Consider the following 19,793-nt stretch of genomic DNA (forward strand, 5'->3'; position numbering starts at 1 on the left):
TAACAATAAAAGTTTAAAATTAATCATTTTCATCTTTAAAATCATCAATATCTCGCCTATCTTTTTTGGTGGGTCTGCCCGAACCTTTTTTCCTGTAATAATCTTTAGAATATTTTAGCAGTTCCTGGGCTTCAAACTGTGCTTTAGGCGTGGTATCGGTCCTATAAATGTCTACAAGTTTTGCCGAAACCCGGTTTGGAGGAATATCGTTCACTGTTAACTGATAATTTATCTGGTTTTTACGCAGTTCTATTTTATCGGTAGCATAAACTTCCCTACTAGGTTTAACCACATCGCCATTTACTTTTATATGTCCTTTTTTGCAGGCAGTAGTAGCTAAGGTTCTGGTTTTATAGTACCTTACACACCACAAATATTTATCAATACGCATACAATTATTGTAAAAACTAACGTTAATGTTCTTGCACAAGATTGTATTAAAATTGTATCTTGCGGCTCAAAAATAAGCAATAATGAGTTTAAGAAAAATTGGTTTTTTAGTATTATGCATTACACTTGGTTTTTTTTCCTGTAATAATGATGATGATAGTACTGATATTCCTGAAGTTGTTATAAGAGATAGGGCAGAGCAACAAATAGCAGATAACGATTCTATAATTAATTACCTATCTACACATTTTTATAACAAGAGTGCTTTTGAAGGTAATTCTAATCCAAAAATAGCAGATTTGGTGATAACCGAAATTACAGATGAAGTTATTACTAGCGATGCAGATTCTTTACTTATAAATGCCGTTGGTAATCCTATATCTTTGGTTTTTGCAGAAACCGACTACGAATATTATATCTTAAATTTAAACCAAGGTAATGGGTCTAAATCACCAAATTTTTGTGATAATGTTTTTGTTACTTACGAAGGATTTACTCTAGACGATGAGGTGTTTGATAGTGCCGTTACACCTGTGGAGTTTGATTTAACATCGTTAATACCTGCTTGGAGGAAAGTATTGCCGCAGTTTAAAATAGCTGAAAATTTTGTTGAAAATAGTGATGGTACTGTAAATTACTTAAATCACGGTACCGGAGTTATGTTTATACCTTCTGGGTTAGGTTATTTTTCAAGTACAACAACAGGGATTTCAGCATATTCTCCGTTAGTTTTTAAGTTTGAGTTGTTACAAAGTACCATAAACGATCATGATGCTGATGGTATACCTTCTTATTTAGAGGATTTAAACAATGATGGAGAGTTTATAGTGAATTTTGATGATTTAACAGATGAAACGGATGATGATACTGATGGGAATGGTATTCCAGATTATTTTGATAATGACGACGATGGCGATGGCGTATTAACCATTAATGAGGATTTTAATAATGATGGCGACCCAACTAATGATATTGGCCCAAATGGGATACCAAGATATTTAGATCCTGAAGCTACAGAATCTAACGTGTAAACTAAAAGCTCACCAATGGTGAGCCTTTTTGTTTGTTCTACATTATTTATCTAGCTAAAGTTTACTACACTTAAATTTTATTGCGGTTACTTTAGTTTTAATAAATGCTTTAGCAATAAGTAGTCAATGTGTTATTCATTGTTGGGTATTTAGTTGTTTTTACCAAATAATTTAGTAACCCAACAGTCATTTTTTTAGTTTTACAGCACTAAAGACAAACTTAAAATCAATTGGTCTGGTCTTGTATCCAATCTACTTTCTACACCGCCTATATTGTTGTTAATAAATGTAGCTTCATTATTACTAAAACCACGTTCGTACCTTAAATCGATACCTAACTTATTTAAATTTAAACCAATTCCAAAGTTTAAACCTACAGAAAAATCATTTTCTATATCATTTATGTTTATATTATTAAATTCAGAATCTAGTATATATTGAAAAGAAGGCCCACCAAAAACACTTATTGGTCCTATTACTTTAATACCAACTAAAACAGGTAAATCTAGCTTACTCATTTCAAAAGCGTCACTATTATAATCACTTTTAGTTTTAGTATAAACCAATTCAGGTCTTAAGTATATATCTTTTCCAATTTTACCAAAAACACCAACATGGTAGCCAATATTTCTATCTGGATTTTCTGCATTAGAACCTATAGATTCAAAGTAATCTCCATTACCACTATAGTTTAATCCGCCTTTTAAGCCAAAACCGGTAGCGGTTTGGGAAAAAGCAACTGTTGAGAATAGTACCGTTAAAGCGGTAAATAACATTAATTTCTTCATAATATTCGTTTTTAGATTTGATTTACAATAACAAAAACGTTGCCAAACGTTAATTATTTTTAATTGTAACAAATTATAAATAAAAAAGTTCTGCTAATTTAATTAACAGAACTTTTATGAAATAACGCTTAAAGCTAAAAATGTAACGCTTTTACTTTCTAGACATAACCTTTTTAGCCTTACTAATTATTGCGGCACTATTCAGTCCGTATTTTTCCATTAATTGCGCTGGAGTTCCAGATTCGCCAAAGGTATCATTAGTACCAACAAATTCTTGAGGTACAGGATTATTTGTAGCCAATACTCGTGCAACACTTTCTCCTAAGCCACCTAAAATATTGTGTTCTTCGGCTGTAACAATGCATCCTGTTTTAGCTACAGATTCTAAAATAGCAGCATCATCTAAAGGTTTAATAGTGTGTATGTTAATAACTTCGGCTGTTATGCCTTGTTCGTGTAACGCTTTTGATGCTTCTAGGGCTTCCCAAACTAAATGGCCGGTAGCAACAATAGTTACATCGTTACCCTCGGTAAACTTTATAGCTTTACCAATTTCAAACTTTTGATTTTCTGGTGTGAAAATAGGAACCGATGGTCTACCAAATCGTAAATAAACAGGACCTTGGTGTTCTGCAATGGCTATGGTAGCTGCTTTGGTTTGGTTGTAATCGCATGGATTAATCACCGTCATTCCCGGCAACATTTTCATCATACCAATATCTTCAAGTATTTGGTGGGTAGCACCGTCTTCACCTAAAGTTAAACCCGCATGCGATGCGCATATTTTTACATTCTTACCAGAATAGGCAATAGATTGACGAATTTGATCGTAAACCCTACCTGTAGAAAAGTTTGCAAAAGTTCCTGTGAATGGTATTTTACCGCCAATAGTTAAACCAGCAGCAATACCCATCATATTGGCTTCAGCTATACCTATTTGGAAAAAACGCTCTGGGTTTTCCTTAATAAAGTCGTTCATTTTTAAAGAGCCAATTAAGTCTGCACAAAGTGCTACTACATTAGGGTTGGTTCTACCAAGTTCTGTTAAACCAGCTCCAAAACCACTTCTTGTATCTTTTTTTTCAGTGTATGTATATGTTTTCATAAGTCTCCCTAATCACGCTTTAAGTGTGATTTTATATGGGTTGTATTTTAAAGTTTGTGTTTTTCATTGTTTTATCATTCTTCCCCTTGGGGAAGTTAGAAGGGGCTTTTAATAATCGCCTAGGGTTTCAGGGTTTTGTGCTAAGCCTTCAGCTAATTGTTCGTCGTTTGGTGCTTTACCATGCCATGCGTGGGTATGCATCATAAAATCAACACCATTCCCCATAACCGTTTTTAATAAAACACAAACAGGTTTTCCTTTTCCAGTTTCGGCTTTAGCTTTTGCCATTCCAGATAAAACAGCTTCTAAATTATTACCGTCTTCAATTTCTAAAACAGTCCATCCAAAAGCTTCAAATTTAGCTTTAATGTCTCCCATAGGTAATACATCATCGGTAGCACCATCAATTTGCTGTCCGTTTAAATCTACGGTAGAAATTAAGTTGTCTACTTTTTTTCCAGCAGCATACATAATGGCTTCCCAGTTTTGGCCTTCTTGTAGCTCTCCGTCTCCATGTAGCGAGTACACAAGTTTATCGTCATTATTTAATTTTTTAGCTTGTGCTGCACCAATAGCAACCGACATGCCTTGGCCCAAAGAACCAGAGGCAATACGAACTCCAGGAAGCCCTTCATGCGTAGTAGGGTGCCCTTGCAAACGCGAATCTATAAGTCTAAATGTATTTAATTCTTCTACAGGAAAATAACCAGCTCTAGCCAATACACTGTAGTACACGGGCGAAATGTGTCCGTTAGATAGGAAGAACAAATCTTCCCCAATTCCGTCCATATCAAATGTGTCTTTTCTATCCATTATTTCGTTGTAAAGAGCAACGAAAAATTCTGTACATCCTAAAGAACCTCCTGGGTGACCAGAATTCACCTTATGTACCTGTCTTAAGATATCTCTTCGTACTTGGGTACAAATATCTTCTAAGTGTTTAATGTTTGGCATGTTTTATGATTATGTTTTGCGCCACAAAAATAGAGGAATAAGATAGTTTTACAAACTAATAATGTGCTATTTTATATAAATTTACTTAAAGATTTAAGTAGATTCAATAAGTTTATTTTTTTTGATTTAAAATATGTAGGTTTGCTCACTTGTTTTTATGTGTATGAAATTTGAATTAAAGAAAAAAGACGCCCAAAGTAAGGCAAGAGCAGCAAAAATTACAACCGATCATGGTGTTATTGAAACTCCAATATTTATGCCCGTTGGAACTGTTGCAAGTGTAAAAGGTGTGCACCAACGCGAACTTAAAAATGATATTAATCCAGACATTATTCTAGGAAACACCTATCATTTATACTTAAGGCCCCAAACTAAAATTTTAGAACAAGCAGGTGGTTTACATAAATTTATGAATTGGGATAGAAATATTTTAACCGATTCTGGAGGTTACCAAGTGTATTCCCTTTCAGCAAATAGAAAGATTAAGGAAGAGGGCGTAAAATTTAAATCGCACATAGACGGAAGTTACCATACATTTACACCAGAAAATGTAATGGAAATTCAACGCAGTATTGGTGCCGATATAATTATGGCGTTCGATGAGTGTACGCCTTATCCTTGCGATTATAATTATGCGAAACGCTCAATGCACATGACGCATCGTTGGTTAGATAGATGTATTAACCATTTAGAAAAAACACCGCTTAAATACGATTATAATCAGGCTTTTTTTCCAATAGTTCAAGGTAGTACCTATAAAGATTTAAGAATACAATCTGCCGAATATATTGCCAATGCAGGCGCAGTAGGTAATGCAATAGGAGGATTGTCGGTAGGAGAACCAGCAGAAGAAATGTATGCCATGACAGAGGTGGTTTGCAACGTTTTACCCGAAGATAAACCACGATATTTAATGGGCGTTGGTACACCAATCAATATTTTAGAAAATATTGCGTTAGGTATTGATATGTTTGATTGCGTAATGCCAACTCGAAATGCCAGAAATGGCATGTTGTTTACGGCTTATGGTACTATAAACATTAAAAATAAAAAATGGGAAAACGATTTTTCCCCTATTGATGAAATGGCAATTACTTTTGTAGATACAGAATACAGTAAAGCCTATTTAAAACATTTGTTCTCTGTAAACGAACTTTTAGGAAAACAAATTGCAACCATACATAATTTAGGCTTTTACCTTTGGTTGGTTCGTGAGGCAAGAAAGCATATTTTAGCCGGAGATTTTGCTGAGTGGAAAAACAAAATGGTAAAGCAAATGGATAATAGGCTTTAACTAAAAAACACGAGTAATACCTTTTTTAAAAGGCTACTAAAGAATGAAAATATTAGATTGGTACATATTAAAACGTTATTTATTTACATTTTTAATGATGTTACTACTGTTTATTCCTATTGGAATTACAGTGAACCTTGCAGAAAAAATAGGAAAGATACTAGATAACGATGTGCCATTTGATGAGGTTGCACTCTTTTACCTAGACTTTACTATTTATTTTGCAAACCTGCTTTTTCCTCTGTTTTTATTCTTATCTGTAATTTGGTTTACCTCCAAACTGGCTAATAATACCGAAATTATTGCTTTTTTAAGTTCTGGAGTATCATTTTCAAGATTTCTTAAGCCTTACATGTACGGTGCTACTATAACTGCGCTTTTCGCTCTTTTTTTAGGTATGTTTTTAGCACCAGAGGCAAGTAAAGGCTTTAATGAATTCGATTATAAATACTTTAAACAAGGGAGGAGTGCTGTAGATAATAAAAATGTTTACAGGCAAATTAATGATAACGATTTTATTTATGTAAGCAGCTACGATTCTAAGAATAAATTAGGACAGAATTTTACTTTAGAACATTTAGAAAATAACGAGTTAGTATACAAAATAAGCGCTAAAAGTATCAGGTATATAGACAAAGATACCACCTACAGATTAATTGATTATGTAAAACGACAAGTAGGTGCGTTGGGTGATACTTTAGAAATTGAAAGGCGAAAAGATACCTTGTTTTCTTTTGAAGCAGAAGATCTTACACCTGTTATCTATATCGCAGAAACATTGTCTTACCCAGAGTTAACTAATTTTATTAAGAAAGAAGAGGCGAGGGGCTCCTCTAATATTGGGCGCTATAAGTTGGTGCTGTACAGAAAGTGGAGTTTACCAGTTTCCATTTTTATTTTAACCATTATAGCAGTTGCCGTATCGTCTATAAAGCGAAGAGGCGGTATGGGAGTAAACTTGGCACTTGGTATATGTATCGCCATGATATTTGTGTTTTTCGATAAAATATTTGGAGTTATGGCACAACAATCCAACTTTCCTCCGGTTATAGCGGTGTGGTTTCCTAATTTCATTTTTGGTATTTTAGCTCTATATCTTCTATATAATGCTAAGCGATAAACTCAAAAACTATTTGCATTTACATCTTTTGGTGTTTATAGCTGGCTTTACGGCTATTTTAGGTAAGGAAATTTCTATCTCTGCAATTCCATTAGTGTGGTTTCGTATGTCTATGGCAGCAGTTTTAATGTTGTTGTTTATAAAAGTAAGAGGTATAAAATTATCAATAGATTTAAGGTCTCTCATAAGGCTATCTATTGCTGGTATAATTATAGCTTTACACTGGATAACCTTTTTTGCAGCCATAGATGCAGCCAACATATCCATAGCCTTAGCTATGTTTTCAACTGGAGCCTTTTTTGCATCTATTATAGAGCCCATATTCTACAAGAGAAAAATTATAGGCTACGAAATGGTATTTGGTGTATTGGTAATTACGGGAGTTTTCATCATCACTCAAGGCGAAATAAAATATATTACAGGTATTTTACTAGGTGTATCGTCAGCATTTTTTTCATCTTTATTTGCGGTATTAAACGGTGTTTTTCTTAAACAACATTCTGCAACGGTTATTTCCTTTTACGAATTTATAAGTGGAGTGCTATTTATTTCAATATTCATATTGTGTTTCGAGGAAGGGTTTTCATCTAATTTTTTTAAATTAAGTTCTAAAGATTTTTGGTATTTATTTTTATTAGCTTCTGTATGTACAGCCTATGCTTTTATTGCCGCAGTTTATGTAATGAAGCTTATAAGTCCTTACACAGTGGTACTTACCTATAACCTGGAACCTATTTATGGTATTTTAATTGCTATAATGTTGTATCCAGAGAGCGAAAAAATGAGTACAGCTTTTTATTATGGTGCTACAATTATTATAGGAACTGTATTGTTAAATGGTGTTTTAAAAAACAAACATGCGTTTAAAAGAAAACAAATACCTTGATTTCTAAAATTGAAACAAAATAATTTGCTTAGTTTTGTATGCTAACTTAAAACTGAATTAAATTCCTATGGAATATTTAGAATTTGAATTACCTATTAAAGAACTCGAAGACCAACTTCAAAAATGTAGAATTATTGGAGAAGAAAGTGAAGTTGATGTTACGGAAACCTGTGGGCAAATAGAAGAAAAGTTAAAAAAAACGACCACTGATATTTACAAAAACCTAACGCCATGGCAGCGTGTTCAGTTATCCAGACATCCTAACAGGCCTTATACCTTAGATTATATAAATGCCATTTGTGGCGATAGTTTTTTAGAGCTTCATGGAGACAGAAACTTTAAGGACGACAAAGCAATGATTGGCGGTTTAGGTAAAATAGGCGACCAAAGTTATATGTTTATTGGCCAACAAAAGGGCTACAATACAAAAACAAGGCAGTACAGAAATTTTGGTATGGCAAACCCCGAAGGTTACCGTAAAGCATTACGATTAATGAAGTCTGCTGAAAAATTTGGTATTCCAATTGTAACACTATTGGATACTCCAGGAGCTTACCCAGGGCTAGAGGCTGAGGAGCGCGGACAAGGCGAAGCCATAGCAAGAAATATTTTAGAGATGACACGTCTTAAAGTGCCTATAATCACCATTATAATCGGCGAAGGTGCATCGGGCGGTGCCTTAGGTATTGGTGTAGGCGATAGGGTGTTAATGTTAGAAAACACCTGGTACTCGGTTATTTCACCAGAGTCTTGCTCATCTATTCTATGGCGCAGTTGGGAATATAAAGAAACTGCTGCAGAAGCACTTAAATTAACAGCAACTGATATGAAAAAGTTAAAGTTAATAGACGGTATCATTAAAGAGCCTCTAGGTGGCGCTCATAGAGATAGAGATAAAACCTTTAAAACCGTTACAACAGCCATAGAAAAACATTTTGGCGAGTTAAAAAACTTATCACCAACAGATTTGGTAAACCAACGTATGGAAAAATATTCTAACATGGGAGTATTCAAAGGGTAACTCCTTTATAACCAAAAGCTAAAAAATCTGAAGTTTTTGCTTCAGGTTTTTTTTATGGTTATTCACAATAGAATTAAGTTATTAACAGTTATTTTGTTAAAGAAGCGTTCACAACCAAAACAGCATTTGTAAAAAAGAAACGCATTTATTATCTATTTTCGTAGCTATGAAACAACCAAACCAAATAACAGGATATAAAGTAGATAAAAGTACGCTTATCAATCTTGAGAGAGGAAAAATACCACCGCAAGCAATTGATTTAGAGGAGGTTGTACTTGGAGCGATGATGATTGATAAAAAAGGGGTAGATGAAGTAATTGATATTTTAAGTCCAGATGCATTTTACAAAGAAGCCCATCAACTTATATTCGAAGCTATTTTTCAGTTATTTGAAGGCAGTGAGCCTGTAGACTTATTAACCGTTTCTACACAATTAAAGAAAAACGCAAAACTAGAATTAGTAGGAGGCGATTTTTACCTTATTTCACTAACCCAGAAAGTATCTTCTTCTGCACATATCGAGTTTCATGCCCGCATTATACTTCAAAAGTTTATACAGCGAAGTTTAATAAAAATTTCAAACGAAATTATTGAAGACTCCTATGATGAAACCAAAGATGTTTTCGATTTGTTAGACAAAGCAGAATCTAAACTCTACGAGGTTACTCAAGGTAACATAAAAAAATCTAGTGAAACGGCTCAGGAGTTGGTAATTCAAGCCAAAAAGAAAATAGAGGAAATTTCTAATAAAGAGGGATTAAGTGGTATTCCAACAGGATTTCATAAGCTAGACAAATTAACTTCTGGTTGGCAACCCTCCGATTTAATTATTGTAGCAGCAAGACCTGGTATGGGTAAAACGGCTCTTACGCTCTCTATGGCCAGAAACATTGCTGTAGACCAAAATATTCCAGTAGCCTTTTTCTCTTTAGAGATGGCTTCTGTTCAGTTAATTACCCGTTTAATTTCTAGTGAGACTGGTTTGTCTTCAGAGAAATTAAGAACAGGGAAGCTGGAAAAGCATGAGTGGGAACAACTTAACGTGAAAGTTAAAGATCTTGAAAAAGCCCCCTTATTTATAGACGATACACCATCGCTTTCCATTTTCGATTTAAGGGCAAAAGCGCGCCGTTTATCTTCGCAGCACGGTATTAAACTCATTATGATTGATTATTTACAGTTAATGACAGGTGGTAGCAGTCATGCAGGAAACCGTGAGCAAGAAATATCCATGATTTCTAGAAACTTAAAGGCCTTAGCTAAAGAATTGAATGTTCCTGTAATTGCGTTATCACAATTATCGCGTGCTGTTGAAACGCGTGGAGGCAGTAAAAGACCGCTGCTATCAGATTTACGTGAATCTGGTGCAATTGAGCAAGATGCAGATATTGTAAGCTTTATTTATAGGCCCGAATATTATAAAATTGATGAATGGGACGATGAAGAACGCTCTCCAACCGAAGGACAAGCCGAATTTATTATTGCAAAGCATAGAAATGGTGGTTTGGAAAACATCCGATTGAAGTTTATTGGTCATTTAGGTAAGTTTGATAACCTTGATGATTTTGATTCACCATTTGAGTTTCATAGTAAAATGAATGCAGCTGCCAATGACGACACTTTTAAAACCGATGGGTTTACAGCAAGTCCAGACCAAGCATTTGGTAGTTCCTTTAATAATGAAGACGATGATAACGATGTGCCTTTTTAACATTTGGTTAGTTACTTAAGGCTGTTTTTTTCTTTATCTTTCGGCTTATGAAAAAGCTTTTATTTTTTTTACTAATACTTTTTTTTAGCATTAAAACATATGCTTCGTATGTTTTAATTCCTATGGATGCCGAAAGTCAAAAAAACCATTTAAAGGCTTATGGTATAACGTTTTGGACTTTAGAAAAACAATTAAAAGTAAAGTGGCTGCTTAACTACAGAGGTGGTTCTTTTTTGTTGCCAGATACTGAGGCTATTCAACAAGAATGTCAAATTCGTGGGGTATCTTTTGAAGTAATTTCCAATGCAAAAGCAGAAAGTATTTTAGAGGAAATAGCAAGCCCTAGCCAAAATATGGAAGCTGTGGTTTTAGAGAAAGCACCAAAAATAGCAGTTTACACGCCAAAAGGAAAACTGCCTTGGGACGATGCGGTTACCATGGTATTAAAGTATGCCGAAATACCATACGAAACTGTTTATGATGAGGAAGTTTTAAATGATGGGCTTTTATTATTTGATTGGTTGCACTTACACCACGAAGATTTTACGGGCCAGTATGGAAAATTTTATGGTATGTACCGTTCCTCATCTTGGTATATTCAAGAAAAGAAAGATGCAGAGGCTTTGGCAACAAAACTTGGTTATAGTAAAGTCTCTAAAGCTAAACTAGATGTAGCATTAAAAATACGCAATTATGTTTTAGGTGGAGGTTTTATGTTTGCCATGTGCAGTGCAACTGATAGTTTTGATATTGCTTTAGCCGCAGAAGGTGTAGATATTTGCGAACCAATGTTTGATGGCGATGGTAGCGATCCTGCTTACCAAAATAAAATAGATTTTAATAAAACGTTTGCCTTTACAAACTTTCTGCTAGAAACTAGTCCGAAGGTTTACGAGTTTTCGTCTATAGATACCACACGTAAACGCACAATATCTAAAACAACAGATTATTTTTCCCTTATGGAATTTTCTGCAAAGTGGGATCCTATTCCAACTATGTTGTGCCAAAACCATACAGCTTTAGTTAAGGGGTTTATGGGACAAACTACAGCTTTTACTAGAGACGAGATAAAGTCTAACGTATTGGTTATGGGAGAGAATAAAACCAACGGAGAAGCTAAATACATTCACGGTATTAAGGGTAAAGGCTTTTTTACATTTTATGGCGGGCACGATCCTGAAGATTATCAACACCGTGTTGGTGACGCTAAAACAGAATTAGATTTGCATCCTACATCACCAGGTTATCGTTTAATTTTAAATAACGTGTTATTTCCGGCGGCTAAGAAAAAGAAACAAAAAACTTAATTACTTTCTACAACTATTTTGCGTTTAAAGGTATAAATAAAACCATCGGAACTGGTTTCACCCGTAGACTTTATATTTTGGTTCATTATTAAGTCTTGTTCAGTGGGAGTTACTACCCCAGCAAATTCATTACCATCTACAAACAGTATAGATTGATTATCGTAAACAGGAATAGAAACAGGATACGTTCCGGTATCAAGACCGTCTTCTAATGTATCATCTGTATTGTTATTTTCAACTTCAAGATTACCATTTCCAACAAAATCTACACTAAAAACCCAAATTATGGTATCTGCTTCAAAATCAATATCAATCCCGTCAACACCACCAGATACATTCGTTAAATGCCATTGGTAAATCTGTAGCTCTTGTTGTTGATTTAGTGCGTCTAAATCATCATCGTTATTTACATTGCAGCTTGTTAAAAAAAATAGAGCTACAATAGGAATTAAAAACTTAAATTTCATTCTAATAAGGTATTGAATTTTATTTTATAGATGATAAAAATGGATAAAGGTTGCGTACTAAATTAAAATTTATGAGTTAATAACTAATTTATTTTTTTCTTTTAAGAGTTCCTCAAGCACAAGCTCTACACCCAAATCGTTATTGCTTTTTGTTTTAAATCTAGCTACAGACTTTACTAATGGGTGCGCATTTTCCATAGCAAAACTAAAATAAGCATTTTCTAGCATTTCTAAATCGTTGTTATAATCTCCAAACGCCATAGTTTCTTCTTTGCTAATATTATATTTTTTTTGAATGTGTTTAATAGCAGTACCTTTGTTGGCTATATTTTCAGAAATATCAACCCAGTGGGTGGCAGATAGTTTTACCTTAAAATCTTTTTCCAACACCTTAACTGACGGATAAACATATTTTTCTGAACTTTCTTCATGAAACAAAGCTACCTTATACACCTCATCTTCTATAATTTCAGGAGTATCAATAAGTTCGTAGTTTTTATAATATTCTTGTAGTAAATTTAACAATGGCTTAGACTTACTCATTACATAAGCTTTATGTCGCGTACAAAACACTGGGTGTGTATTATCTATGGTGTTAATAATAGTTATTATCCTTAGTAAATTTTTAGGTTTAATAGGGTTAGAGAGGAATACACTATTGCCTTGTATTGCTAAACCACCATTTTCTGCAACTATAATCATATGGTTTTTTATGGAACTTAGCTTGTCTACCATACCGTAATAAGGCCTGCCGCTAGCAGCAACAAAAATAATATTATGTTGTTTTAATTTTTCAAAAAGATGGTAAAATAACGAACTTACTTCATGTTGGGTATTTAGTAAGGTACCATCCATATCGGTTACAACAAGTTTTACTTGAGATAAGTTCATAAAATATATTTAGGTTGCAAAGGTGCTTAGATAATTACAAAAAAAATCAAAAAAGCGTATTAAATTAATGTCAAATATCGTCTTTTTAAACTAGCTTATAGTACTTTATTATAATAAATTGAAGTATCATTTACTAAAAATAAATCGATAAAACGATTGTTTTTTACGTTAAATTGCATAAATTAGCAGCCTAAACCTCAAAATCTAGTCGATGAAAACGAAATTATTCTTTCTTAGTTTTTGCTTTATGTTAGTTTCTGGTATTGGCGTAGCTCAAAAAAAGAATCAACCAAAAAGTATAATTAGCGATGGTGTTGCAATAAAAAAATACCACAGTAAAGCAGAGTTAGATAGGATGGCAAAAGGCGAGCTGTTGGTACTTTATGTTGAAAGGATTGAAAGCTTGGTAAAGTTGCTACCATACATTGCATTTGCTACAAAACCCGGAGTAACAATGTCTACTCTTGGTATACCTAACGATAGTGATAATAGAAAAGCATTGGACGACCAGTTTGATGCCACAAAAGAATATTTAGAAAGTAACGCAGAATTTCAAAAAAGAATTTTGCCATATTCTGATACAAATGATTTAGTTTCAGCTATAATTTTTTATGAAGAAACCTTAAAATCTCTTCATCAATATAGCGAATTTCATTAAAGTATATTTATATCAAATAATTTCTTTTACAAGAGCTCAAAAATTTTGAGCTTTTTTTATGTAATACTATTTTATTTTTATCTTTTTTGTATACATATTCTTTCTTTTTAACAAAGAAAGTTAATTCTTTCTATTTTTTCATAAAAACCCTTATTGAGTGCATTTCGTCGATTTTAATTGTTAAATTATTCGATTTAAAACGTATTTTATCGAAATATTTGGTATTTCATAGATTATTATTTTAGTTTTGAATATGTTGAACTAAACACAAATACCCTTAACAGAAAATAAAAAAAGATGAAAAAAATTACCCAACTTATTTTAGGATTTCTACTAGCCTCTGGGTGTTGTTTTGCACAACAAGAAAAAGGTATAGTAGGTGATACAAATTGGTTAAATAATTGGACAGAGTTTAAACCAAACGAAATAGATTATGGTGAGCCAACGCAAATTTTAACAGGTAATATTTCTGAAGATACTACATTAAAAAAAGGAGAAGTCTATTTACTTTTAGGTAGTGTTTTTGTGACTAATGATGCTACACTAACTATAGAGCCTGGAACCGTAATACTAGGAGACTATAATTCTAAAGGTTCTTTAACAATATCTAGAGGCGCAAAAATTATGGCTCAGGGTTATCAAACAGATCCTATAATTTTTTCTTCAAACAAAAGCGTTAAAAGAGCAGGAGATTGGGGAGGATTAGTAATACTAGGTGATGCTCCAATTAACCGATTTGGTTCTGGATCTATTGCATCTTATTACCCAAACCTTAATCCTGCAGACTACACATACACAAATTATGGTGGCGAGAATACTTCAGGGTTTTCTGGGGTTTTACAATATGTTAGAATTGAGTATGCAGGCAAAAGAATTTCGCAAGACACCTATTTTAATGGCTTATTTTTAGCTTGTGTAGGTGAAAGTACTAAGATAGACCATGTTATGATTAGCCATTCTGGTGAAGATGGGTTTGAAGTGTGGGGCGGTAATATTTCCTTAAATAATTTGGTGTCTTATCGTTCTAGAGGCACCGACTACAAATTTAATTACGGTTCTACATCGCAAATCTTTAATTCATTAGCATTACGTTCGCCTTACGCATCTAATGGTAGTGGCGTTAGATGTTTAGAGGTACGCTCTTACAACAAAAAAGAAGAATCAGATTTCAGTAAAAATAAAACACTAATAGAAGCTAGCAACCTTACGTTTTTAACAGATAGTGACGATTTAAAATCTGCCATAGAAATGAATTTAGTGCACGAAGCTATTTACGTGGGTGAAAACACAGAGTTAAATATGTTAAAAAGTGTTGTGTCTGGCTTTAATCCTGCTGTTATACTAGATCAACAAATACAGGTAAACCAAAAAAGTTTAGAAAATATTGCCTTTACAGAAATGTACTTTAATAATTGCAACGGCAATATTTTTGTTGAAAATAACTCGAATAATGAAGATTTAGAAAATTGGTACGGTAACCGTGCATTTTTTAATGTGTATTCTAAAAGTAATAATACCGAAACATTTATCTCTGCCAATAATTATAAAAGACCAGATTTTAGATTGAGGATTAATAAAATTATTGCATCGAATATAGATTCAGATTTAATTGAAGACTAATAATAACAACAAAAACATTAACCAGTAACTATGATATAACTCTAGGTAATCCATCTCCTTTTTGCCCCAAAAGCACTGGGGAAGTTTTTATTCTAATTTTTAAATATTAGAAAATAAATTCCTAGAGGTTTTATTAAAGAATAGAACTATATGAGGAATTTTACTGTTTATTATATTCTCGTTTTTGTGTTGCTAACGTTTACGCTTAGTGCACAAGTGGTTATAAGTAAGCCTAATTTAGGTTTTACACAAGCGTGTGCTAGTTCTACTTTTAATAACTACAATGTTACTTTTTCTTTTTCACCTAGTGGTAATTTACAACCAACCAATACATTTATTGTTGAAATGTCTGATGCTGATGGAAGCTTTTCAAACGCAACAGTAGTACATACAACAAATGCAGGAAGTGTGGCAACTTCTCCTGCCACATTAAGTTTTTCTATTCCTACAGAAACCTCGGGCGAAGGGTATAAAATACGAGTAAAAAGTACAGCACCTTCCGCAACAAGTAGTGCGTCCAACGCATTTGCTGCTTATTATAAAATACAGGATAGCCCTTTTAGTATCAACAACCTAATAGAAACTGGTGTGTATTGTACTGGTGGAAGTTATTTGCTTACTATAGATAATCCTGGGGATGCCATGAACGACTCGCCACTGCAATACCAAAACTTAACATTTAATTGGTATAAAGAAACAAGCCCTACAACATCAGTATTTGTAGCCTCTGGCGAAAGTTTAGAGGTAAGTACTCCAGGAGTTTACTTCGTAGAAACCAATTATGGCACCTGTACGTCAAACTCATTTTCAAATCGCGTTACCGTAAGTGAAGCTGCTTCAGGAACAACTTCTTCTTCCATAAGTTCTAGCTTAGGCAACCCTTATTGTTCGGTAAATGGGCCAACAACATTAAGTGCTATTAATGGAATAGGTTACCAATGGTTTAAAGATGGAGAGAAAATTGATGGTGCAACAAGCCAAATGTACCAAACTAATGAAGCTGGAACTTATGCCGTAAATATAAACTTAGAAAATTGTACAGCCTCTGCATCTATAGATTTAGTAAACACAGATTTTACAAGCGAAATTAATGTAGAAGACATCAATATACTAGATAGTGGCGAAACCTTATTGGTAAATGTAGCAACTACCGCCGTAAGCCCAGTATTTCAATGGTATGTAAACAATACGCTAATTGTAGACGCTACTACAAGTAATTACGAAGTATCGCAACAAGGAAATTATACAGTAAAAATAACGCAAACTGAAGGTTGTAACGCTTCACAAGAAATAAATTTTGTAGTTAACGAGCCTTTTCCAGATGTGGCAAATATTCCAAATGTTATAACACCCAATGGCGATGGTATTAACGATACTTGGGTAATTCCACAAGAGTTTGTAAGTGGAACAAACACTCAGGTTACATTAATAAGTGCACAAGGTAAAGTGGTGTTAGATACAACAGAGTATCAAAATAATTGGCCTGAAAACGAATTAGATTTTAAAGATGTAAACCCTGTTTACTATTATATTATAAAAACCTCTAATCAAAATATAAAAGGATCTATTACGGTTCTAAGATAAAATGAACAAATATCTATTATATATGTTTATAACGTTATGTACTATACAGCAATTCCATTCTCAAGAGAGCAATGGTGTTGTTGCTTTAGCACTACCTGTTAGAAACTCTTTAAAGTTTAATAGATATGCCATAAACCCAACTTTTAGTTTTGTTAGAGAGCAAAATAAGTATATAAGTTTTACCAATAAAAAACAATGGACTCAATTTAACGATGCGCCCAACTCGTATTTATTTAGTTATGCAGGTCGTTTTTCAGAAAATATTGGTGCAGGTATAGGTTTATTTCAGCAAGATTTTGGAGTGCTAACAACCTTTGGTGGTATGCTTAATTTTGCTTACAATGCAAGTTTAACCAGAGAAAGTAACTTAACATTTGCTTTAAATGTAGGAGCTTACCAAAGTGGTCTTAATGAAGGGCGAGTGGTGATTAATACTCCAGATCCTGCCCTGCAAAATGTACCGTCTAACTTTTTAATAACCATAAATCCAGGGATAAATTATGGTACCGATTTCTTCGATTTTGGATTGGCTATAAATAATTTAGTTTCCTACAATTTAAACGATTCTAAAATTATAGAAGATAATCCAGAACAAGCACTACAAGCGCATATAATGTATACAGGTTATATGGATGCTAGAGGCTTTTTTGATGAAAGTAAATTTTCAACATTAATAAGAAGTGAATTTAAAAAGAACCAAACCGTAATTTCAGGAATTGCAATGCTAAACGTACCTAAAGGTATTTGGGCACAAGCGGGATATAATACCCTATATGGTGCATCGGCTGGTATTGGAATTAACGTAACTAATAATATTGCTGTTGAATACAATTATGAGCAATCTATGGGTAATTTCTCAGATTTTGGAAGTTCTCATGAAATTACGCTAGCATATCGTTTCAATAAAAAATATAGTTATAGTTATGGTGATGATGATGATGAGCAGTCTGTATTCAATTCTAATAAGCGAAAAAGAAAGCCTAATAATTTAACAGATGAAGATAGGGCTAGAATAGCAGAACGAAGGGCTGAAATTGCTGCAAGGCGAAAAGCTGAAGCCGAAGCCAAAAAAGCGGAATTAGCCAATATACCAAGAAAAACTAGCGATTCGGAGAAAGATAATTTTGAAGCAGCATCAAATATTGAGAGTAAACCTGTGGAAAAAGAATCTGTGGTTACAGTTAACAAAGAAGAGTTATTATCCAAATTAAACTCAGAAAAAGAAGCAGAACTCAAAGCCGCAGAAGCCTTAAGGTTACAAAAAGAAGCCGAAGAGAGAAGACAAATTGAGTTAGAAAGACAACGGATTGTTGCCGAGGCTAAAGCAAAAGCAGAACTAGAGGCAAGGTTACAGCGGGAAGCAGAACAGCAAGCTGAAGCGGAGCGTGAACGATTGGCAGCAGAAGCTAAGGCAAAAGCCGCAGAAGCCTTAAGGTTACAAAAAGAAGCCGAAGAGAAAAGACAAATTGAGTTAGAAAGACAGAGGGTTGCTGCCGAGGCTAAAGCAAAAGCAGAACTAGAGGCAAGGTTACAGCGGGAAGCAGAACAGCAAGCTGAAGTGGAGCGTGAACGATTGGCAGCAGAAGCTAAGGCAAAAGCCGCAGAAGCCTTAAGGTTACAAAAAGAAGCCGAAGAGAAAAGACAAATTGAGTTAGAAAGACAGAGGGTTGCTGCCGAGGCTAAAGCAAAAGCAGAACTAGAGGCAAGGTTACAGCGAGAGGCAGAACAGCAAGCTGAAGCGGAGCGTGAACGATTGGCAGCAGAAGCTAAGGCAAAAGCCGCAGAAGTCTTAAGGTTACAAAAAGAAGCCGAAGAGAAAAGACAAATTGAGTTAGAAAGCCAAAGGGTTGCTGCCGAGGCTAAAGCAAAAGCTAAATTAGAAGAAGAAAAATTACGAGCAGAAAAAGAGGCAGAGGCTAAAAAATTAGAAGAAGCCAATATTAAGCAAGCAGAAGAAACTATTAAAAGCGCAAACGCTACTGAAGTTGCAGTAGCCGAAACAAATACTAAACAACAGCAAATACCTCAAGCTACTGATGAAGCTTCTAAAGATATGAATGCTTTGGTTAATGCAACATCTGGTACTAAGGAAACACAAGAAGCATTAATGAAACAGTTATCTGAAAAAATAGCTGTAAAACAAAAAGATTTAGATGATTTAAAAGAAGAAAACGATTTAAGCGAACAAGGCATTTATTTAGATCCAAAACCTTTTAAAAGCTTAACTGCCGAAAACCAAGCACTAGAAACTTTAAAAGACGAAATAGATAAAACCCTTGAAGAACAAAAGGTAAAAATTATTGAACTAGAAACAATTTACCTGAAACGCAAGAAGAAAATAAAAGATAAAGAAGATCCTGTTAATGCCTTTTATTTAGAAACTTTAGAGCGCTTAAAATCTGAACAAGCCCAAATAATAACAGCAAAAAGAGATTTAATAATGAATCTTGAACAAATTAAGGAAGCTACAGATTTTGAAAGAAAAAGGCGTATACGTCGTGCAGCTTACGATAATCAACAAGACCGATTTAATAAAGATAAAGCGGCCTTAGCTAGAATTAAGAAGTTTACAGACGAAAGTTCTGTGCAGCTTCAGGAAGATGATTTTGATTTTGGAGAGGAGCAAACAAAAAACATTCAGATTATAAAGAATGTACTAAATGAAGAACCTGGATATTATATAGTTATTGCAGTTCATAATAGTGTAGAAAAACGAGATGAATTTGTTACTAAGGTAGTAGCCTCGGGTGAAAAGAACGTAAACTTCTTTTTTGATGTAAAAACAAATAAATATTTTATTTACTATGAAAAATTTGATGCCATTAGTGAAGCTAAAAATGCCTTAGAAGAAAAAGGAAGTAAACCCTATAACGGTAAAATGTCTCTCGTAAAAATAGATAATTAGAAGATAAAAATAGATTGCTATTTCTCTTAGCCCCAAAACAAATTGAAATAGAAAAACTAAC

Annotated in this window: 17 protein-coding genes; 11 read left to right on the forward strand and 6 right to left on the reverse strand. The window is 33.9% G+C overall.

Features of this window, described 5'->3' with window-relative positions; translation table 11 throughout:
- Window positions 1-19: 19 nt before the first annotated feature.
- A complete protein-coding gene (locus CLV33_RS09020; protein ID WP_105473629.1) occupies window positions 20-391 on the reverse strand; it encodes an RNA-binding S4 domain-containing protein in 372 nt (123 codons plus the stop codon).
- A gap of 82 nt (window positions 392-473) precedes the next feature.
- Here CLV33_RS09020 and CLV33_RS09025 point away from each other — a divergent pair, with 82 nt between their 5' ends.
- Complete coding sequence (locus CLV33_RS09025; RefSeq protein WP_105473630.1) at window positions 474-1,421, forward strand: FKBP-type peptidyl-prolyl cis-trans isomerase; 948 nt, start codon at window positions 474-476, stop codon at window positions 1,419-1,421.
- A gap of 200 nt (window positions 1,422-1,621) precedes the next feature.
- On the opposite strand, the gene CLV33_RS09030 is transcribed toward CLV33_RS09025, so the two are convergent.
- The 3 genes from CLV33_RS09030 to CLV33_RS09040 form a co-directional block, all read right to left on the reverse strand.
- Complete coding sequence (locus CLV33_RS09030; RefSeq protein WP_105473631.1) at window positions 1,622-2,209, reverse strand: outer membrane beta-barrel protein; 588 nt, start codon at window positions 2,207-2,209, stop codon at window positions 1,622-1,624.
- 151 nt (window positions 2,210-2,360) lie between these two features.
- Complete coding sequence (locus tag CLV33_RS09035; protein ID WP_105473632.1) at window positions 2,361-3,314, reverse strand: transketolase family protein; 954 nt, start codon at window positions 3,312-3,314, stop codon at window positions 2,361-2,363.
- 108 nt (window positions 3,315-3,422) lie between these two features.
- Window positions 3,423-4,268 (reverse strand): transketolase, encoded by an 846-nt coding sequence (locus tag CLV33_RS09040; RefSeq protein WP_042245880.1) that lies wholly within the window; start codon window positions 4,266-4,268, stop codon window positions 3,423-3,425.
- A gap of 163 nt (window positions 4,269-4,431) precedes the next feature.
- Here CLV33_RS09040 and tgt point away from each other — a divergent pair, with 163 nt between their 5' ends.
- The 6 genes from tgt to CLV33_RS09070 all read left to right on the forward strand — a co-directional run bounded on the left by tgt (window position 4,432) and on the right by CLV33_RS09070 (window position 11,607).
- The gene (tgt, locus tag CLV33_RS09045; RefSeq protein WP_105473633.1) at window positions 4,432-5,562 is read left to right on the forward strand and encodes a tRNA guanosine(34) transglycosylase Tgt; all 1,131 of its coding nucleotides are present in this window, start codon (window positions 4,432-4,434) and stop codon (window positions 5,560-5,562) included.
- Between the two features lie 43 nt (window positions 5,563-5,605).
- On the forward strand, window positions 5,606-6,682 hold the full coding sequence (locus CLV33_RS09050) for an LptF/LptG family permease (protein WP_105473634.1): 1,077 nt from the start codon (window positions 5,606-5,608) through the stop codon (window positions 6,680-6,682).
- Window positions 6,669-7,568, forward strand: a complete 900-nt coding sequence (locus tag CLV33_RS09055; RefSeq protein WP_105473635.1) for a DMT family transporter — start codon at window positions 6,669-6,671, stop codon at window positions 7,566-7,568. The genes CLV33_RS09050 and CLV33_RS09055 overlap by 14 nt, the downstream gene beginning before the upstream one ends.
- Window positions 7,569-7,635: 67 nt before the next feature.
- Window positions 7,636-8,589, forward strand: coding sequence for an acetyl-CoA carboxylase carboxyltransferase subunit alpha (locus CLV33_RS09060; protein WP_042246869.1), 954 nt, complete (start codon window positions 7,636-7,638; stop codon window positions 8,587-8,589).
- 166 nt (window positions 8,590-8,755) lie between these two features.
- Window positions 8,756-10,300, forward strand: a complete 1,545-nt coding sequence (gene dnaB / locus CLV33_RS09065; RefSeq protein WP_105473636.1) for a replicative DNA helicase — start codon at window positions 8,756-8,758, stop codon at window positions 10,298-10,300.
- 122 nt (window positions 10,301-10,422) lie between these two features.
- A complete protein-coding gene (locus CLV33_RS09070) occupies window positions 10,423-11,607 on the forward strand; it encodes an asparagine synthetase B (RefSeq protein WP_105473664.1) in 1,185 nt (394 codons plus the stop codon).
- Here the strand turns inward: CLV33_RS09070 and CLV33_RS09075 are convergent.
- Complete coding sequence (locus CLV33_RS09075) at window positions 11,604-12,074, reverse strand: hypothetical protein (protein WP_042246875.1); 471 nt, start codon at window positions 12,072-12,074, stop codon at window positions 11,604-11,606. The two genes, CLV33_RS09070 and CLV33_RS09075, sit on opposite strands and share 4 nt — an antisense overlap.
- A gap of 69 nt (window positions 12,075-12,143) precedes the next feature.
- Window positions 12,144-12,965 carry a Cof-type HAD-IIB family hydrolase gene (locus tag CLV33_RS09080; RefSeq protein WP_105473637.1) on the reverse strand — a complete coding sequence of 274 codons (822 nt, stop codon included), beginning with the start codon at window positions 12,963-12,965 and terminating at the stop codon, window positions 12,144-12,146.
- A gap of 211 nt (window positions 12,966-13,176) precedes the next feature.
- Between CLV33_RS09080 and CLV33_RS09085 the strand changes: the two genes are divergently transcribed.
- From CLV33_RS09085 to CLV33_RS09100, 4 genes are all read left to right on the forward strand, one after another.
- Window positions 13,177-13,623 carry a hypothetical protein gene (locus CLV33_RS09085; RefSeq protein WP_042246878.1) on the forward strand — a complete coding sequence of 149 codons (447 nt, stop codon included), beginning with the start codon at window positions 13,177-13,179 and terminating at the stop codon, window positions 13,621-13,623.
- 297 nt (window positions 13,624-13,920) lie between these two features.
- On the forward strand, window positions 13,921-15,243 hold the full coding sequence (locus tag CLV33_RS09090; protein ID WP_105473638.1) for a hypothetical protein: 1,323 nt from the start codon (window positions 13,921-13,923) through the stop codon (window positions 15,241-15,243).
- A gap of 150 nt (window positions 15,244-15,393) precedes the next feature.
- A complete protein-coding gene (locus CLV33_RS09095) occupies window positions 15,394-16,827 on the forward strand; it encodes a T9SS type B sorting domain-containing protein (protein ID WP_105473639.1) in 1,434 nt (477 codons plus the stop codon).
- Window position 16,828: 1 nt separating this feature from the next.
- Window positions 16,829-19,732 (forward strand): PorP/SprF family type IX secretion system membrane protein, encoded by a 2,904-nt coding sequence (locus tag CLV33_RS09100; protein WP_105473640.1) that lies wholly within the window; start codon window positions 16,829-16,831, stop codon window positions 19,730-19,732.
- Window positions 19,733-19,793: the final 61 nt, after the last annotated feature.

The sequence above is a fragment of the Jejuia pallidilutea genome (assembly GCF_002973595.1).
Taxonomy (GTDB): Bacteria; Bacteroidota; Bacteroidia; order Flavobacteriales; family Flavobacteriaceae; genus Jejuia; species Jejuia pallidilutea.

What these genes read in the sequence shown, in the direction of transcription:
- CLV33_RS09020 (WP_105473629.1), bottom strand. Translation starts at nt 391, where the DNA reads ATGCGTATTGATAAATATTTGTGGTGTGTAAGGTACTATAAAACCAGA.
- CLV33_RS09025 (WP_105473630.1), top strand. Translation starts at nt 474, where the DNA reads ATGAGTTTAAGAAAAATTGGTTTTTTAGTATTATGCATTACACTTGGT.
- CLV33_RS09030 (WP_105473631.1), bottom strand. Translation starts at nt 2,209, where the DNA reads ATGAAGAAATTAATGTTATTTACCGCTTTAACGGTACTATTCTCAACA.
- CLV33_RS09035 (WP_105473632.1), bottom strand. Translation starts at nt 3,314, where the DNA reads ATGAAAACATATACATACACTGAAAAAAAAGATACAAGAAGTGGTTTT.
- CLV33_RS09040 (WP_042245880.1), bottom strand. Translation starts at nt 4,268, where the DNA reads ATGCCAAACATTAAACACTTAGAAGATATTTGTACCCAAGTACGAAGA.
- tgt (WP_105473633.1), top strand. Translation starts at nt 4,432, where the DNA reads ATGAAATTTGAATTAAAGAAAAAAGACGCCCAAAGTAAGGCAAGAGCA.
- CLV33_RS09050 (WP_105473634.1), top strand. Translation starts at nt 5,606, where the DNA reads ATGAAAATATTAGATTGGTACATATTAAAACGTTATTTATTTACATTT.
- CLV33_RS09055 (WP_105473635.1), top strand. Translation starts at nt 6,669, where the DNA reads ATGCTAAGCGATAAACTCAAAAACTATTTGCATTTACATCTTTTGGTG.
- CLV33_RS09060 (WP_042246869.1), top strand. Translation starts at nt 7,636, where the DNA reads ATGGAATATTTAGAATTTGAATTACCTATTAAAGAACTCGAAGACCAA.
- dnaB (WP_105473636.1), top strand. Translation starts at nt 8,756, where the DNA reads ATGAAACAACCAAACCAAATAACAGGATATAAAGTAGATAAAAGTACG.
- CLV33_RS09070 (WP_105473664.1), top strand. Translation starts at nt 10,423, where the DNA reads ATGGATGCCGAAAGTCAAAAAAACCATTTAAAGGCTTATGGTATAACG.
- CLV33_RS09075 (WP_042246875.1), bottom strand. Translation starts at nt 12,074, where the DNA reads ATGAAATTTAAGTTTTTAATTCCTATTGTAGCTCTATTTTTTTTAACA.
- CLV33_RS09080 (WP_105473637.1), bottom strand. Translation starts at nt 12,965, where the DNA reads ATGAACTTATCTCAAGTAAAACTTGTTGTAACCGATATGGATGGTACC.
- CLV33_RS09085 (WP_042246878.1), top strand. Translation starts at nt 13,177, where the DNA reads ATGAAAACGAAATTATTCTTTCTTAGTTTTTGCTTTATGTTAGTTTCT.
- CLV33_RS09090 (WP_105473638.1), top strand. Translation starts at nt 13,921, where the DNA reads ATGAAAAAAATTACCCAACTTATTTTAGGATTTCTACTAGCCTCTGGG.
- CLV33_RS09095 (WP_105473639.1), top strand. Translation starts at nt 15,394, where the DNA reads ATGAGGAATTTTACTGTTTATTATATTCTCGTTTTTGTGTTGCTAACG.
- CLV33_RS09100 (WP_105473640.1), top strand. Translation starts at nt 16,829, where the DNA reads ATGAACAAATATCTATTATATATGTTTATAACGTTATGTACTATACAG.